Annotated in this window: 17 protein-coding genes; 10 read left to right on the forward strand and 7 right to left on the reverse strand. The window is 58.2% G+C overall.

The genetic code is table 11. The features are described from left to right. Nucleotides 1-46 precede the first annotated feature (46 nt). Nucleotides 47-1198 carry a PQQ-dependent sugar dehydrogenase gene (locus ACA079_RS17140; RefSeq protein WP_497700188.1) on the reverse strand — a complete coding sequence of 384 codons (1152 nt, stop codon included), beginning with the start codon at nucleotides 1196-1198 and terminating at the stop codon, nucleotides 47-49. Nucleotides 1199-1249: 51 nt separating this feature from the next. Continuing rightward, entirely contained in the window at nucleotides 1250-1606 is a 357-nt protein-coding gene (locus ACA079_RS17145; protein WP_497700189.1) for a hypothetical protein, read from the reverse strand. 203 nt (nucleotides 1607-1809) lie between these two features. Here ACA079_RS17145 and ku point away from each other — a divergent pair, with 203 nt between their 5' ends. Then, on the forward strand, nucleotides 1810-2658 hold the full coding sequence (gene ku / locus ACA079_RS17150; RefSeq protein WP_497700190.1) for a non-homologous end joining protein Ku: 849 nt from the start codon (nucleotides 1810-1812) through the stop codon (nucleotides 2656-2658). A 120-nt stretch (nucleotides 2659-2778) separates the two neighbouring features. On the opposite strand, the gene lpxO is transcribed toward ku, so the two are convergent. Beyond that, complete coding sequence (gene lpxO / locus ACA079_RS17155) at nucleotides 2779-3678, reverse strand: lipid A hydroxylase LpxO (RefSeq protein ID WP_497700191.1); 900 nt, start codon at nucleotides 3676-3678, stop codon at nucleotides 2779-2781. 497 nt (nucleotides 3679-4175) lie between these two features. Here lpxO and ACA079_RS17160 point away from each other — a divergent pair, with 497 nt between their 5' ends. Next, entirely contained in the window at nucleotides 4176-5765 is a 1590-nt protein-coding gene (locus ACA079_RS17160; protein WP_008149954.1) for an ABC-F family ATPase, read from the forward strand. A 229-nt stretch (nucleotides 5766-5994) separates the two neighbouring features. Continuing rightward, nucleotides 5995-7182, forward strand: a complete 1188-nt coding sequence (locus ACA079_RS17165; protein WP_497700192.1) for an MFS transporter — start codon at nucleotides 5995-5997, stop codon at nucleotides 7180-7182. A 114-nt stretch (nucleotides 7183-7296) separates the two neighbouring features. Here the strand turns inward: ACA079_RS17165 and ACA079_RS17170 are convergent, their stop codons facing one another. Next, a complete protein-coding gene (locus tag ACA079_RS17170; protein WP_497700193.1) occupies nucleotides 7297-8334 on the reverse strand; it encodes an alpha/beta hydrolase family protein in 1038 nt (345 codons plus the stop codon). A 180-nt stretch (nucleotides 8335-8514) separates the two neighbouring features. After that, nucleotides 8515-9126, reverse strand: a complete 612-nt coding sequence (locus ACA079_RS17175; RefSeq protein ID WP_056740026.1) for an FMN-dependent NADH-azoreductase — start codon at nucleotides 9124-9126, stop codon at nucleotides 8515-8517. Between the two features lie 129 nt (nucleotides 9127-9255). On the opposite strand from ACA079_RS17175, the gene ACA079_RS17180 reads away from it, so the two are divergent. Next, on the forward strand, nucleotides 9256-10164 hold the full coding sequence (locus ACA079_RS17180; RefSeq protein ID WP_497700194.1) for a LysR substrate-binding domain-containing protein: 909 nt from the start codon (nucleotides 9256-9258) through the stop codon (nucleotides 10162-10164). Continuing rightward, nucleotides 10161-10520 (forward strand): MmcQ/YjbR family DNA-binding protein, encoded by a 360-nt coding sequence (locus tag ACA079_RS17185; RefSeq protein ID WP_008149946.1) that lies wholly within the window; start codon nucleotides 10161-10163, stop codon nucleotides 10518-10520. The genes ACA079_RS17180 and ACA079_RS17185 overlap by 4 nt, the downstream gene beginning before the upstream one ends. On the opposite strand, the gene ACA079_RS17190 is transcribed toward ACA079_RS17185, so the two are convergent. Continuing rightward, entirely contained in the window at nucleotides 10517-10945 is a 429-nt protein-coding gene (locus ACA079_RS17190) for a DUF1294 domain-containing protein (protein ID WP_497700195.1), read from the reverse strand. The genes ACA079_RS17185 and ACA079_RS17190 overlap by 4 nt on opposite strands. Beyond that, the gene (locus tag ACA079_RS17195) at nucleotides 10942-11772 is read right to left on the reverse strand and encodes an undecaprenyl-diphosphate phosphatase (protein WP_415769177.1); all 831 of its coding nucleotides are present in this window, start codon (nucleotides 11770-11772) and stop codon (nucleotides 10942-10944) included. Before ACA079_RS17195 ends, ACA079_RS17190 begins: the two co-directional genes overlap by 4 nt. A gap of 294 nt (nucleotides 11773-12066) precedes the next feature. Between ACA079_RS17195 and ACA079_RS17200 the strand changes: the two genes are divergently transcribed. The 5 genes from ACA079_RS17200 (at nucleotide 12067) to fapB (ending at nucleotide 16276) form a co-directional block, all read left to right on the forward strand. Next, on the forward strand, nucleotides 12067-13701 hold the full coding sequence (locus tag ACA079_RS17200) for a methyl-accepting chemotaxis protein (RefSeq protein ID WP_497700196.1): 1635 nt from the start codon (nucleotides 12067-12069) through the stop codon (nucleotides 13699-13701). Nucleotides 13702-13846: 145 nt separating this feature from the next. After that, nucleotides 13847-14410, forward strand: a complete 564-nt coding sequence (gene pnuC, locus ACA079_RS17205; RefSeq protein WP_497700197.1) for a nicotinamide riboside transporter PnuC — start codon at nucleotides 13847-13849, stop codon at nucleotides 14408-14410. Further along, a complete protein-coding gene (locus ACA079_RS17210; RefSeq protein ID WP_497700198.1) occupies nucleotides 14407-14931 on the forward strand; it encodes an AAA family ATPase in 525 nt (174 codons plus the stop codon). The genes pnuC and ACA079_RS17210 overlap by 4 nt, the downstream gene beginning before the upstream one ends. Nucleotides 14932-15264: 333 nt before the next feature. Beyond that, complete coding sequence (fapA, locus tag ACA079_RS17215; RefSeq protein ID WP_497700199.1) at nucleotides 15265-15702, forward strand: functional amyloid chaperone FapA; 438 nt, start codon at nucleotides 15265-15267, stop codon at nucleotides 15700-15702. Nucleotide 15703: 1 nt separating this feature from the next. Next, nucleotides 15704-16276, forward strand: coding sequence for a fibril amyloid subunit FapB (fapB, locus tag ACA079_RS17220; RefSeq protein ID WP_046055125.1), 573 nt, complete (start codon nucleotides 15704-15706; stop codon nucleotides 16274-16276). Nucleotides 16277-16283: the final 7 nt, after the last annotated feature.

Below are 16283 nucleotides of genomic sequence, written 5' to 3' on the forward strand. Positions count from 1 at the left end.
ACCTCACAATCCCTGTAGCAGCTTCGCCAGCTGCTACAGGTGTCGGTTACTTCAGTCCGATCTTGTACAGGGCCCCATCGTTCTCATCGGTCAGCACATACAAGTACCCGTCCGGGCCTTGTCGCACATCGCGAATGCGCTTGTTGAGTTCGCCCAGCAATCGCTCTTCGTGAACGACCTTGTCGCCATCGAACTGCAAGCGGATCAACTCCTGGCTCACTAACGCGCCGATAAACACGTTGTGCTGCCAGGCCTTGAAGCGATCAGCGTCGTAGAAAGCCATGCCGCTGAGGCCGGGGGATTTCTCCCAGACGTGGTGCGGGGCGACGGTGCCTTCGGCGGTCTTGCCCTTGGCTTCCGGGATCGGCTGGCCGGAATAGTTGATGCCATGGGTTGCCATCGGCCAGCCGTAGTTCTTGCCACGTTCGATGATGTTGATTTCATCGCCACCCTGAGGGCCGTGTTCGTTTTCCCAAAGGGTGCCGGTCCAGGGATTGAGCGCCGCGCCTTGCGGATTGCGCTGGCCGTAGGACCAGATTTCCGGGCGTACGCCGGCCTGACCGACAAAGGGGTTGTCATCCGGCACCTTGCCGTCCGGGTAGATACGCACGATCTTGCCTTGCAGCTTGTCGAGGTCCTGAGCAGTCGGCCGGTCGTTGTTCTCGCCAAGGGTGATGAACAGATAGCCGTCGCGGTCGAACACCAGGCGCGAACCAAAGTGGTTGCCTACCGAAAGCTTGGGCTCCTGGCGAAAGATCACTTTGAAATCCTTTATGGCTGTCAGGTCGTCAGACAAACGTCCGCGACCAACCGCCGTTCCGGCCTTGTCGCCCTGACCGCCACCTTCGGCATAAGACAAGTAGACCGTGCGGTCTTGCTTGAAGTCGGGCGACAACGCTACATCCAGCAAGCCGCCCTGCCCCTTGGCCCAAACCTTTGGCACGCCACTGAGCGGTGCGGAAAGTTTACCGTCGGCGCTGACCACACGCAGGTTGCCGGGCCGTTCGGTCACCAGCATCCCTTGGCGATCGGGAAGAAACGCCAAGGCCCAGGGATGTTCGAGCCCTTTGGTCACTGTCGTCACCTCAAGGGTGCCCTGTTCGCTCTTCAAATTCTGGGTCGGCGCCGCGAAAACGGGCGCCGTGACGGTGATCAGTGCGCTGGCACACAGTGTGGCCAGAAGGGTTTTACGCAACATGCACGATTCCTTTTGTCGTTCGAATGGCTGGCAAGAACGCTGTCGTGCCGTTCAACGGTTGCTGCTGTCTGCGTCTCGATGAGGTGGATTAGGAATGAATTTCGGTGGGGTGGCGGGAGGCGAGCGATCCTGGGGATAGCGGTTGCCGATGCCACCATTATCAAGCGTCGGTGGGCGCGGCACGGGCACTGTGTTCGGCCCACGAATGGCCGGCGCGCTGGGTTGTGTGCCTTGCATGCTGTTGGGGTTGGCCCGGCGAATCGGGCTGTTGTAAGGATTGCTGGTTTGGCCCGTCGGGCTCTGGGCCAACAGCATTGAAGAAGGTGGCGATGCGGTGTCAGCCTGGGCCAGATTGCTCAGCACGCCACTCAATGCCAACGCGGTGCAGCCGAGCACAAATCTGTTCATGGGGAGCCTCTCGACATCAGCGTGGATAGGAACTTCGATATCACGCTACGCCCGGGGTTCGGTTTTGTTAACTAAAACCTCCTTCACAAGATGTAACACGAGTTGACCCGACCGCCGATACGCCCGCAGGACCGGGTCGCAGCCCGCTGAAACTTTTGCACAACGTCACAGGTCACCTGAACATCACTCGCGAGAAGACGACCATGGCACGGGCAATCTGGAAAGGCGCGATCAGTTTCGGTCTGGTGCATATCCCTGTCGCACTGGTCTCGGCGACGTCCTCGCAAGGGGTGGATTTCGACTGGCTCGACAGCCGCAGCATGGACCCGGTGGGCTACAAGCGTGTCAACAAGGTCACCGGCAAGGAAGTGACCAAGGAACACATCGTCAAAGGTGTGCAGTATGAAAAGGGTCGGTATGTGGTCCTCAGCGAAGAGGAAATCAAGTCGGCGCACCCGCTGTCCACTCAGACCATCGACATCTTTTCCTTTGTCGACAGCGAGCAGATTCCCCTGCAAAACATCGATACGCCCTACTACCTCGCGCCGGATAAACGCGGTGGCAAGGTCTATGCGCTGTTGCGCGAAACGTTAAGCAAGACCAATAAAGTCGCCTTGGCTCATGTTGTGCTGCACACGCGTCAACACCTCGCCGCGCTGATGCCTCTGGAATCGGCGATGGTATTGGTGATGCTGCGCTGGCCCGCCGAAGTGCGAAGTCTGGATACGCTGGAGTTGGGCAGTGAAGTCACCAAGCCCGAACTGGCCAAAGGTGAACTCGATATGGCCAAACGTCTGGTTCAAGACATGAGTGCCGACTGGAAACCCGAGGATTATCGCGACAGTTTTGAAGACAAGATCATGGCGTTGGTTGAGAGGAAGGCTAATGAAGGCAAGATCGAGGATGTGGAAACAGCGACGGGTGAAGAGGAGCGTAAATCCGCTGATGTTATTGATTTGACCGAGCTGCTTAAACGCAGCTTAGGCGGCAAGAGTGCTGGTAAGGCCAAACCTGCTGCACAGAAAAAAGCCACGAAGACTTCTCGTGGCTGATTGATGATTTTGCGGTGATTGTTATGGCCCCATCGCGAGCAAGCTCGCTCCCACAGGGGATCGCGGTTAACTGTGGGAGCGAGCTTGCTCGCGATGGCGTCTTCCGCCGCGATACTACATTTAGATCAGAACGAAAAACGCCAGCAAGCCACCAAAAATCGCCCACTTTTCGATGTAATAGAGCTTGCGGTTACGCTTCTTCAGCGCTTTGCCGCGCAGGCGAATCTTGTAGATTTTGGCGAACAAGCGGTTGATACCGCCGGTCTTGTCACTCGCATCGTTCGGTGCGCCCGCCGCCGACATCACATTGCGGCTGAACCAGCCATTGAACGCCGCCGCCCAGCGATACTTCATCGGCCGCTCCACGTCGCAGAACAAAATGATGCGGTTCTGTTGGGTGGTGTTTTCGGCGTAATGAATGAAAGTCTCGTCGAACATGACCGCTTCACCGTCGCGCCAGTGGTAGTTCTCGCCATCGACGTTGATGTAGCAACCGGCATCGTTCGGTGTTTCCAGGCCCAGGTGATAGCGGTAGGAACCGGCATACGGATCGCGGTGACGCACCAGTTTCGAACCCGGTGGCAACTCGGCGAACATCGCAGCCTTGATCGAGCCGATGCTTTGCACCAGTTCGGTGGTGCGCGGACAGAGTTTCATGGCCGAAGGATGGCTGTCGCCGTACCATTTCAGGTAGAAACGTTTCCAGCCCGTCTTGAAGAACGAATTGAAGCCGACGTCGTCGTATTGATTCGAGCGCTTGATCTCCCCGGCCCTGAGCAGGTTCTGGCCCTCGGCGCGAATTTCTTCCCAATGCTCCTGCAACGGACTCAGGTCAGGAAAGTCGGCCGGGTTGAGATAAGGCTTGTTGGGGATTTTCGAGAACATATAAAGGAAGCAATTGATCGGCGCCAGAAACGTCGAGTGGTCGCTCAGTTGGCGGCCCAGCTTGTGGCGCACGCGTCCGCGCAAGTGGACGTACGCAATGGATACAACGTAAACAGCGGCAATGATCAATTTCACAAAAAATCGTCACACGTCAGAAGTGAACAAACTGCGTCCCTTGTCGGCCCACCGGCCCGAGGGTCTTGTGCAGCGTCTGAATACTAAATAGCGGTCCCGAATGGCGCGTCCTTGAGCCCATGCCGCCTGTCGGCATCAGGTGATAGATGGCATTTTAGCCACAGTTTGTAACCAATAGTTAACCTTCAGATGTGAAAATCTGTCCACTGATGCTGCCAAAGTGGCCGTGCGGCCTTAACGCCCTATCGTTTAAAGAGCCAGACCAGTACAATCGCCGCCAAACATTACGCGCCCCCCTTGGTTGATGACGGGAATGAACCCCGTCTCAGCGCACTTCGACTCGGGCCAAGCGCTCCATATGCTGCTGTCCACTTATTGCCAGATGGACCTTCCGCTTCTGACCGGGATGCATTTCCTGTGGTTCGAAAAGCGGAAACGGGTACTGAATCGGTACTGCCGCACCCCTAGCTACTCTGAATGCTTCGCAGGAAAAACCTTTGATCTCTACAGCTAACATCACGATGCAGTTCGGCGCCAAGCCGCTATTCGAAAACGTTTCGGTCAAATTCGCCGCGGGCAACCGCTACGGCCTGATCGGCGCCAACGGTTGCGGCAAGTCGACTTTCATGAAAATCCTCGGCGACGACCTCGAGCCGTCCGGCGGCCAGGTAATGCTCGAGCCGAACGTGCGTCTGGGTAAATTGCGCCAGGACCAGTTCGCTTACGAAGAATTCACCGTGATCGATACCGTGATCATGGGCCACGAAGAGCTGTGGAAGGTTAAAGCCGAGCGCGACCGCATCTACTCGCTGCCGGAAATGACTGAAGAAGACGGCATGGCCGTGGCCGAGCTGGAAACCGAGTTCGCCGAAATGGACGGCTACACCGCCGAATCCCGCGCCGGCGAACTGTTGCTGGGCCTGGGTATCGGCATCGAGCAGCACTTCGGCCCGATGAGCGAAGTGTCCCCTGGCTGGAAACTGCGCGTATTGCTGGCTCAGGCGCTGTTCTCCGATCCTGAAGTGCTGTTGCTCGACGAACCGACCAACCACTTGGATATCAACACCATCCGCTGGCTGGAAAACATCCTGACCCAGCGCTCCAGCCTGATGATCATCATCTCTCACGACCGTCACTTCCTGAACAGCGTGTGCACCCACATGGCTGACCTGGATTACGGCGAGTTGCGCCTGTTCCCGGGCAACTACGACGAGTACATGACCGTGGCGACCCAGTCCCGCGAGCAACTGCTGTCGGATAACGCCAAGAAGAAAGCGCAGATCTCCGAGCTGCAATCGTTCGTCAGCCGCTTCTCGGCCAACGCCTCGAAAGCCAAGCAGGCCACTTCCCGCGCGAAGGCGATCGACAAGATCCAACTGGCCGAAGTCAAGCCTTCGAGCCGTGTGAGCCCGTTCATCCGTTTCGAACAAACCAAGAAGCTGCACCGTCAGGCGGTCATCGTCGAGCGCATGGCCAAAGGCTTCGACGGCAAGACACTGTTCAAGGACTTCAGCTTCCAGGTTGAAGCCGGCGAGCGCGTGGCGATCATCGGCCCGAACGGTATCGGCAAAACCACCCTGCTGCGCACCCTGGTCAACGAACTGACCCCGGATGCCGGTACCGTGAAGTGGACCGACGCCGCGGAACTGGGCTACTACGCCCAGGACCACGCGCACGACTTCGAAGACGACTGCAACCTGTTCGACTGGATGGGCCAATGGACTCAGGGCGGCGAGCAAATCGTTCGCGGCACCCTCGGCCGGATGCTGTTCTCCAACGACGAGATCCTCAAGTCGGTCAAGGTCATCTCCGGTGGTGAGCAAGGTCGCATGCTGTTCGGCAAGCTGATCCTGCAAAAACCGAACGTGCTGATCATGGACGAACCGACCAACCACTTGGACATGGAATCCATCGAGGCGCTGAACCTGGCGCTGGAGAACTACCCGGGCACGCTGATCTTCGTCAGCCACGACCGTGAGTTCGTATCGTCGTTGGCCACCCGCATTATCGAACTCAGCCCTAGCGGCGTGATCGACTTCAGCGGTACTTATGATGATTACCTGCGTAGCCAGGGCGTTGTGTTCTAAAAGCAGCTTTTAGTTTCAAGCTGCAAGTAAAAGCCCTGTCCTGGTGACGGGGCTTTTTATTGTCTGAAGATCAAAAGATCGCAGCCTTCGGCAGCTCCTACAGGGGGACGCATTCCAAAGTAGGAGCTGCCGAAGGCTGCGATCTTTTGATTTTCGTTAGCCTGCTTCCTTTTATTTGCAGCCCGCGCCATGATGCAGTTCTCCTACCGCCGCCCGCGAACGAGCCCTCATGTCTGTGCAGCAACTACCACCGCAAAGCTCCATGGCGATCACCCTGCAGATCGTCTCTATCGTCTTCTATACCTTTATTGCCTTCCTCTGCATCGGCCTGCCGATTGCGGTATTGCCGGGCTACGTCCACGAACAGCTGGGTTTCAGCGCGATCATCGCGGGGCTGACCATCGGCTCGCAGTACCTGGCCACCCTGCTCAGCCGGCCGATGGCCGGGCGCCTGTCGGACAGCATCGGCACCAAACGGGCGATTGTTTACGGGTTATCGGGGATTGTGCTGAGCGGCGTGCTGACGTTGATTTCAACGCTGCTGCAAAGTCTTCCGTTGCTGAGCCTGTTGATCCTGATCGCCGGCCGCTTGTTGCTGGGGATTGCCCAGGGCTTGATCGGGGTCGGCACCATCAGTTGGTGCATGGGTCAGGTGGGCGCTGAACATACCGCGCGATCGATCTCCTGGAACGGCATCGCCTCCTACGGCGCCATCGCCATTGGTGCGCCGCTGGGCGTGGTGATGGTCAGCGAACTGGGGTTCGCCAGTCTTGGGATCGCGCTGTCGGTGCTGTCGTTGGCGGCGCTGTTGCTGATCCGAAACAAACCCTCGGTGCCGGTGATTCGCGGCGAGCGTTTGCCGTTCTGGGCGGTATTCGGGCGCATTGCGCCGTTCGGTGCGAGCTTGAGCCTCGCTTCCATCGGTTACGGCACGCTGACCACTTTTATTACCCTGTATTACGTCAGCCGTGGCTGGGCCGGCGCGGCTTATTGCCTGACGGTGTTCGGCGTGTGTTTCATTCTGGCGCGACTGTTGTTCATCTCCAGCATCAGCCGTTTCGGTGGGTTCACCTCAGCGATTGCCTGTATGAGCATTGAAACGGTGGGCCTGGTATTGCTGTGGCTCGCGCCTTCGACCGGTTATGCGCTGATCGGCGCAGGCCTGACCGGATTCGGTCTGTCGCTGGTGTATCCGGCGCTGGGGGTCGAAGCGATCAAGCAAGTGCCCAACTCCAGTCGCGGGGCGGGATTGAGTGCTTACGCGGTGTTTTTCGATCTGGCGCTGGCGATTGCCGGGCCGTTGATGGGCGCGGTGGCGTTGAACTTGGGGTACACGTGGATTTTCTTCAGCGCGGGGTTGTTGTCGGTGACCGGCCTCGGTTTGACACTGTTACTGAAACGCCGCGCAATGGACTGACATCCACAATCCCTGTAGGAGCTGAGCTTGCTCGCGATGGCGGCCTGTCTGACGACTAATGTGTTGAATGTGACGCCGCCATCGCGAGCAAGCTCAGCTCCTACAGGGATTATCTTATTGATCGGCGGTCTGCATCCCGGCCCGGGTCGGTTTGCCAAGCGCATGAGAGAAGAAACGCCCGGCTTCGGAAATCATGTTGCGATGGATGTCTTTGCGATCGACGCCATCGGCATCAGTACACAGCGCCGGCATGGCGAGTATCTGCTCTTCATTGCAAGGCGCCAGGAACACGAAGTGCCCTGCCCCGGCCAGCAACTTGAAGTCCGGTGCGATTGGCAGTTTGCGCGCCAGGGCGGCGGCATTCTTGTCGAACGCCACCAGTTTGTCGCCGTCGCCGCTGTAGAGCAGCACCGGCACATGCACTTCGGCCAGGGTATGGCGGCCAAACTTCAGGCTCAGCGGCGCCATGAGCAACAAGGCGCGAACCCGAGGGTCAGCCACCGGTTGCAAGTCATCACGATCAGCAATCAATTCGCCTTGGGTGTTGCAGGCATCGCGGTCGTCCGGGCGTTCCTGACAATATCGGCGCAGACGATCCAGGTCTGGCGTCGCGCCGGACAGAATCAGCGCCGTCTCCCCGCCCGCCGAATAACCGATCACACCGACCTGATCGGCATTGACGAAGGGCGCGAGCATACGATCGCCCAGCGTCGCGGTAATGGCTTCGGAAATCTGGATGGGCCGACCGTAAAGGTTACTCAACGTACCGAGGCGGCTGTGGTCTTTGGAGTTGTCACCGGGATGGATCACCGCCACCACCACAAACCCTTTGCGTGCCAGCGACGTGGCGAGGTCGTGCAAGGCCAGCGGGGTTCCGGTGTTGCCGTGGGACAGCATCAGCATCGGGAAACTACCGATGGCGACTCGAGTGTCTTCGCCCGCTTCGACCGTGTAGCCCTCGAGGATGCTGGAGTGCTCCTTGTCACTGGAGGGATAGAAGGCGATGGCGCGCATCGGCTGCAAGTCCAGAGGGTCAAGAAAGCTCATCTCATGGAAGCCGACGCTCCAGTGAGGATGCGGCGCAGGCGCGGCGTGCACTGAATTCAGGCTGCTGAGCAGGCAAATCAGTAAGGTTGCACAAAGACGCACCATGGGATGCCCCACCTTGTTACTTGACCGGAGACGGTAACCCTCGACTGCATAACCCGGGCCACTATTTAATGAAATTCCGAAACAGCCAGACACAAAAAACTCCGTATCTGGCACTTGCGTGATCAGAATACAGAGTTTTTTGGGTATTGCCCGAGCTGTTTGATTTTCTTTACAGAAGCCTTACGCGGCGGCGAACAACTGCTCGCTAATTTGCGTGTGAGCGTCGCTCATGGCTTTGGTACGGACTTCGTCACCGTAGGCAAGACCATGGGCACGGACGAACTCGAGGTCAGTGATACCGATGAAGCCGAACAGCACCTTCAAGTACTCTTCGTGAGCAACGCCCGTTGCCTGACCGGCATGCAGACCGCCGGAAGTCGATACGATCACGACTTTCTTGCCACCGCACAGGCCTTCAGGGCCGGCTTCGGTGTAACGGAAGGTCTGACCGGCAACGGCGATGCGATCGATCCAGGCCTTGAGTTGGGTCGGGATGGTGAAGTTGTACATCGGAGCTGCAATCACCACGGCATCGGCGGCGAGGAATTCGGCCAGGGTGGTGGCGCTCAGCTCGGCTTCGTGTTGCTGGGCGGCGTTGCGCAACTCGGCGGTGGTGCCGGCGGCAACCAGGGTTGTGGCAGAAAAGTGGCTGATGGCATCAGCGGCCAGGTCACGGTAGGTCACCACCGCAGTCGGCTCGGCGGTTTGCCAGGCTTTAACGACTTCGCTGCTCAGCTGACGGGAAGCCGAGTTGTCACCAAGAATGCTCGAATCGATATGCAGCAGTTTCATGTGGGATCTCCAGGTGAGGATCGCTACGCGGCGATCTGATGGGGAGAATCCTACAGGCGAAACCAATGGATGATTAGACCGCAACAATGCGATAGTTCGTCCCACTGATAGGACAATTGAGCTCACACCATGCAAGACCTCAATGATCTTTACTACTTCGCCAAGGTGGTTGAAGCCGGTGGCTTCGCCGCGGCCGGGCGTTTGCTAGGAATTCCCAAGTCGAGGTTGTCGCGGCGCATCGCCGAGCTGGAAGAGCGTCTCGGCGCGCGCCTGCTGCAACGCACGACCCGACAACTGAAGCTGACCGCCGTGGGTGAACGTTACTTGCGGCACTGTCAGGCGATGCTGCTGGAAGCCGAGATGGCCGACGAAGCCGTCGCCAGCATGTCCAGTGAACCTCGCGGGCGTTTGCGGGTGTCCTGCCCCGTCGGGCTGGCCCACGAAATTCTGCCGACAGTGATCAGCGATTTCCTTGAGAAGTTTCCTCAGGTTCAACTGGAGGTCATGTTGCTCAACCGCCGCGTCGACCTGGTGACCGAGGGCGTCGATGTGGCGCTGCGAGTGCGTGAGTTGGGCGATGAGGATCCGCTGCTGGTCACCCGACGTTTGCGCCAGGCGCAGATGGCAATGGTCGCCAGCCCAGGTTTTTTGCACGGACGTGAAATCAACCACCCCGAAGACTTGAAAAACCTGCCCGTACTCGGTGCCCTTGAAGCCGACCGCCTGGTGCATATCCGAATGCTCGACCAACAGGGCAAAAGCTGCGATCTGACCCTCGAAGCGCGATTGGGCATCGATGACTTTATCGTGCGCAAGGCCTGCACCCTCGCCGGCCAGGGTTTTACCATGCTGCCGATGATGTATTGCGAGCAGGAGCTGGAAAACGGCTCGCTGGTGCAGTTGCTGCCCGATTGGTCGCTGCCTGGCGGCTGGCTGCAAGCGGTCTACCCTCATCGACGCGGGGTGATGCCGGCCGTACGTGCCTGGCTCGACCACTTGATTGAATCATTCAATGACTGTGGGGACCGACTGATATGAAGGCTGGACGTATGAGCGAAGAGGATGTCGCGCAATTCTGTCTCGCGCTGCCGGGTGCGCGGGAAGACTACAAATGGGGTGGCGTACGGGTGTTTTCGATTGCGGGGAACAAGATGTTCGCCTTGCAGAATCTGCGGGGCGAATCCTTGGCCTTCAAGGTCGACAAGGACTTGTTTCTCGGTCATTGCGACCGCCCGGGAATCCGCCCGGCGCCGTATCTGGCGCGGGCTCAGTGGATCATCATGGAAACGCCCTACCCGTTGGGCCCTGAAGAGCTGCAAGGCTTGTTGCAGCGTTCCCATCAATTGGTGGTGAGCAAGTTACCCAAGCGCACCCAGGTCGGACTGCTGCTTTAAAACAGCGCCAGCAGATTTGCACCCAGAAACAGCTGGTCGATCCAGAACACCTGATGCATCAGCACGATGATCCAGAACACCAACTGAAAGGAGAGCTTGCGCGTCTTGTGACGGAACAGCTGCTGCGCCAGTAAGGCGCCCGGCCAGCCGCCGGCGAGTTCCACCGCGTGCAACACGTTCTCCGGTGTGCGCCAATGGTCGGCGCGCGCCTTGCGTTTGTCGCTCCAGTACAGCAAGAACGCCAGCAGGCTGACGACCCCGTACGCAGCCAAGGGAATCACGGAAACCCCGCGCAGCCATAGCGACATCGACCCGTACAGCGGCAGCGCGCACAGGACTGCAAACACCACCAATTTCAGCTGGAGATTGCGAATTTCTCCTGCGGGTTTGCGTCCGGGGTTGTTGCGCGCGCTGCCATCATTCATGGCTTGACCGCTGTCCAGTCGACCCAGCCGAACTGCCAGGTGGCCAGGATGACCAGGCCGAACGCGATGCGATACCAGGCAAACGCCGCATAGCTGTGGCTGCCGATGAACACAAGCAAGGCTCTGACGGCAATCATCGCGAAGATGAACGCCGTGACGAAACCGATCGCGAACACCGGAAAATCAGACGGAACGAACAGGTCGCGATACTTGTAGCCCGAGTACACCGCCGCGCCGACCATGGTCGGCATCGCCAGGAAGAAAGAAAACTCGGTGGCGGTCTTGCGCGACAAGCCGAAGAGCAAACCGCCAATGATCGTCGAGCCAGAACGCGAGGTCCCGGGAATCATTGCCAGGCACTGGGCAAAGCCAACTTTCAGGGCGTCTTTCCAGGTGATTTCGTCGACGGTGTGAGCATGCACTTCATGCTGACGCTGCTCAGCCCACAGCATGACGATACCGCCCACGACCAACGCCGTGGCCACGGTGATCGGGTTGAACAGATACTCGTGGATCAGATCAGCGAAAATCACCCCCAATACCACGGCCGGCAGGAAGGCGATCAGCAGGTTCGCGGTAAAGCGTCGAGCGCTCGGCTGCGTCGGCAAACCGATGACCACATCGAATATCTTGCGGCGAAACTCCCACACCACCGCCAGGATCGCCCCCAACTGAATAATGATGTTGAAGGCCATGGCCCGCTCGCCACCGAAGTCGAGCAGGTCAGCCACAATGATCTGGTGCCCGGTACTGGAAATCGGCAAAAACTCCGTCAGCCCTTCTACAACCCCAAGAATCAATGCCGAAAAGGCAGTCCAAAGATCCATCAATCCCCCAAGAAGCGATGCGCCACGGCATGCCCCGTTAATATTTTTTCAGAACGTTTACTGCGATCAGCCTAGCTGAAGTCCCGCGCGCACAGGATCCAGACGGAACCATAAAAATTCCGTGAAAAATCAACTTGGATTCAGGTTTTTCCGCGCGGGGCCGAAATCCTATCAGACAAGTCTGATTAACGCTGCTGCGTTATTGGACTTGGGTCGGATATGACCGATCGGCAAAGTGTGGTTGGATGCTGGCGATCATTTATTACAAGAAAAAGAAACCGGAGTAACAGCGTTATGAACAGCTTGCGCAGTATGTCGATCAGCCGACGTTTGTGGCTCATCTTGATCGTGGCCGTGATGATGCTAATGACGTTGGGTGTCTTGATGCTCAAGCAGATTCACGATGACCTGTACCACGCCAAGGCTCAGAAAACCCAGCATGTGGTGCAAACCGCCAGCGGTATTCTGACCTATTACCACGACCTCGAAACCGCCGGCACGCTCACCCGTGATGCCGCGCAGAAGCAAGCACTGACGGCCGTTCGCGGTCTGCGCTATGACCAGAATGAATACTTCTGGATCAACGACCTGACGCCGGTGATGATCATGCACCCGGCCAACCCGAAACTTGACGGCCAGAACCTTTCGGCGATCCGCGACCCGGATGGTTTTGCCCTGTTTAACGAAATGGTCGCCGTCGCCAAGTCCAAGGGCGCAGGTACGATCGACTATCGCTGGCCAAAACCGGGCGCCAGCGCGCCGGTAGAAAAAACCTCCTACGTCAAATTGTTCGAACCCTGGGGCTGGATAATCGGTTCGGGCGTATACATCGATGACATGCAGGCCGAGTTCTATACCCAGGTCTGGAAGGCCTCGTTCGTGGGGCTGGTGATTGCCCTGATCATGGCGCTGCTGGTGATTCTGATTGCCCGCAGCATCGTGCGTCCACTGCAGGAAACCGTGAATGCCATGGCCAACATCGCCAGCGGCGAGAGCGATTTGACCCACAGCCTCGACACTCATGGCCAGGATGAAGTCACGCAACTGGCACGCCACTTCAACGCCTTTACCGCCAAGCTGCGACTGGTGATCAAAGAACTGCAAGTATCCGCCAGTGCCTTGGGCCAGTCTTCCAGCGAACTGGGCAACGACGCCGCCCAGGCCCAACAACGCAGTCAGCAACAGTCCCAGCAAATGGAACTGGTGGCTACGGCAATCAATGAAGTGACGTATGGCGTACACGACGTCGCGAAAAACGCCGAGCACGCCGCCAGCGAAATGCGCGATGCCGAGTCTCAGGCGCAGCAAGGCCAAGTCAATATCGATGGCAGCCTGCAACAGATCGACAAGCTGTCGTCGACCATCGATCAGGCGGTGGAAGTGATTCGTACCCTGGCCGCCGAAAGCACGCAGATCGGCACCGTCCTCGAAGTGATCCGCTCCATCGCCGAGCAAACCAACCTGCTGGCCCTCAACGCGGCCATCGAAGCCGCCCGGGCCGGCGAGCAAGGTCGGGGCTTTGCAGTGGTGGCCGATGAAGTGCGACTGCTGGCCCAGCGTACCCAGAAGTCCACAGCCGAAATCCAGTCGATGATCGAACGCCTGCAAAGCCACTCCGAAGCGGCGGTCAAAGTGATCGGCGACAGCAGCCGTGCATCGCAGTTGACCATCGAGCAGGCCGGCCTGGCCGGTGCAAGCCTGAATGCCATTGCCCAGGCGCTGCGCAACCTCAACGGATTGAACGCCTCCATCGCCAGCGCAACCTTGCAACAGGCGCATGTGGTCGAGGACATCAACCAGAACGTCACCCAGGCGGCCGGTTTGTCCCACAGCACGGCGCTGGCGGCCGAACAGTCGAGCGTGGCCAGCGTTCACCTGAAGGAATTGAGTGAGCAATTGAACGGGCTGCTCAAGCAGTTCCGGGTATAACCCGAAAAGATCGCAGCCTGCGGCAGCTCCTACAGGGAAATGCGTTCGGCGTAGGAGCTGCCGCAGGCTGCGATCTTTTGATCTTCAAACTTCGCTCCTTCCCGGTACAATCCGCCCCCTCTTCGACTTCCCCCAAGGAACCTCCATGTCCGGGCTTGAACTGTTCGCCGCTGCCCTCGGTGTCATTGCCGTCTGGTTGACGGTCAAACAGAACCCCTGGTGCTGGCCGATCGGTCTGGTCATGGTGCTGCTTTATAGCTGGATCTTTTTTGAGGTGAAGCTCTACTCGGACATGCTCTTGCAGGTGATCTACGCCGCATTGCAGCTCTATGGCTGGTGGCAGTGGACGCATGCGGGAGACGCGCGCCATGGTCGGCAGGTCAGCCTGCTCGACGGTAAATCGGTCGCTATCAGTCTGCTCATTGGAGCGGTCGGCAGTCTGTTGCTGGGCGCTGCAATGGCAAACTGGACCGATGCCGCACAACCCTGGCTCGATGCGGCACTCACTGGCTTCAGCCTGGTGGCGCAGTTATGGATGGCGCAAAAACGCGTTCAATGCTGGCCGCTGTGGTTCACCCTGGATGTGATCTTCGTCGGGCTGTTTATCTACAAAGACCTGTACCTGACCGCCGGGCTCTACGCGCTGTTCGCCCTGATTGCCGTGCAAGGCTGGCGGGAATGGCGGGCCGATCCGGCGTTGCGCACATGAAAGTTCTGGTACTCACAGGCCCCGAATCCAGCGGCAAAAGCTGGCTTTCGAGTGAGATTCACGCCAATTTTGGCGGCATATTGGTCGGTGAATACGTTCGGCACTTCATCGAAAGCGAAGCCCGGGAAACCTGCTACGATGACATTTCATCCATAGCACATGGCCAGCTGAGATGGGAAGATGAAGCACGCGCCAGACAACCATCCCTGTTGATTCTCGATACACACCTATTAAGCAATATCCTTTGGAGTCGCACATTATTTGGCGCTTGCCCGATGTGGATCGAGCAAGCATTGCTGGCACGGCACTACGACCTGCATTTGCTGCTGAGCCCTGAAACCGTGGCATGGCATGACGACGGGCAGCGTTGCCAACCGCAACTGGCAGAACGCCAGGCGTTTTTCCAGGCCAGTCGCCAATGGCTTGACCTGCACCAGCAGCCTTTACAGGTGCTGCAAGGGGATTGGCAACAGCGCAAGGACGCAGCATTCGAGGCGGTGACGCGCTTGCTCACGACCTGACAGGGGTATCCCGCCCCTGCCACTGATGTCCATTCCTGAAACACCCATCTCTGCGCAAACCCGCGAGCCAGAGCGGCCCGAGCGTTCCTGCAAGAAAATGTTAAGCCACTGATACAACCTGCCTTCAGCGCCCTTTAGCGAGCAATGACGCCAGCATGAACGGCACTTTTGCGTGGCTCTGTCTCAGTGGCGTTACAAAATTCTTTTGACAACTTCAACAATTAAAGCCAACCAACTGTTTTTAAAAGAAAACCGAAAACCGGCACACCTTCTGCTCTCTTCCTCGCAACGCTGATAAGGGCCAGCGTTCCACTTACAGAAGGAATTGCCGCCGTGGGGAAACTTGAAAACAACTTCTATACCCTCCTGCTGATCGGATGCGCACTGGGCTCAAGTGTCTGCCTGCCTGTACAAGCTGACAACGGCATCATCATTATCAAACGTGATGTCCAACCACGCATGGCAACGCGTGCGCCGATAATTCCCGACCCTAGCCCCACGACCGCCAATGCCAACCCGTCCAAACAAATCCTCAGTCAAACGAACGAGTTGAGCGACGGCGACTTTGCCGGTGTCGCCAGTGGTGCAGGCATCTCCCGCCTGGTCACTCAAAACACCAACAACCTTGGCGGCAATATCAGCAACCAGACCCAGCTTTCCAACCTCCCCGCGGGACGTTCGGGAAATGCCGGCAACGGTATTGCCAACATGGTCAATTCAAGCGTCCAGCAAGGCCTGGGTGCTCTGAAAGTCATAACGGGAGACCGTTAAGATGAATCGTACGCTGCTGATTATCGCCATGTTTTGCAGTGCATCGACCTTTGCCCAATCTCCCGTCATCAACAACGCCGAAATCGACGGTTCGGGCACGCAGTACCAAGGCAACCTCGGGGTCAACCAGGCTGCCGGCGATCTACAGCAACAGGCTAACGCCCGGGCCATCGCCGTTGGCCATGGAGCCAGCGCGAACACACAGATTCGCCAACGGCTGCGTACGGTGGTCGACCCCAGGATCGATGCTCGATCCAGCATTCAAGGCAACTCCTTCAGCAACGGCACCGGCGTACTGGGCGTCAACCAGAGCGCGGGCGCCAGCAACCAGCAAGCCAATGCCCTGCGGATAAGCGTCAGCACACAGCCGCAAAGCATCGACGACAGCGTCCTCAGGCAACAGAACGTGACGCTGATCATCAACTCCGATCCAACTGACTCTGCACCAGGCTATCGCCAAGTCGCTACCAGCGATCAGGCCTTCACCGGTAGCCGTGGGGTGATCCAGTTGAATCAGAGCGCCGGGGTGGGAAACCGAACGGCCAATACCCTGAGCGTACGGGTCACGGATTGACCCAAAC

It is taken from the genome of Pseudomonas sp. LBUM1645, assembly GCF_059716185.1.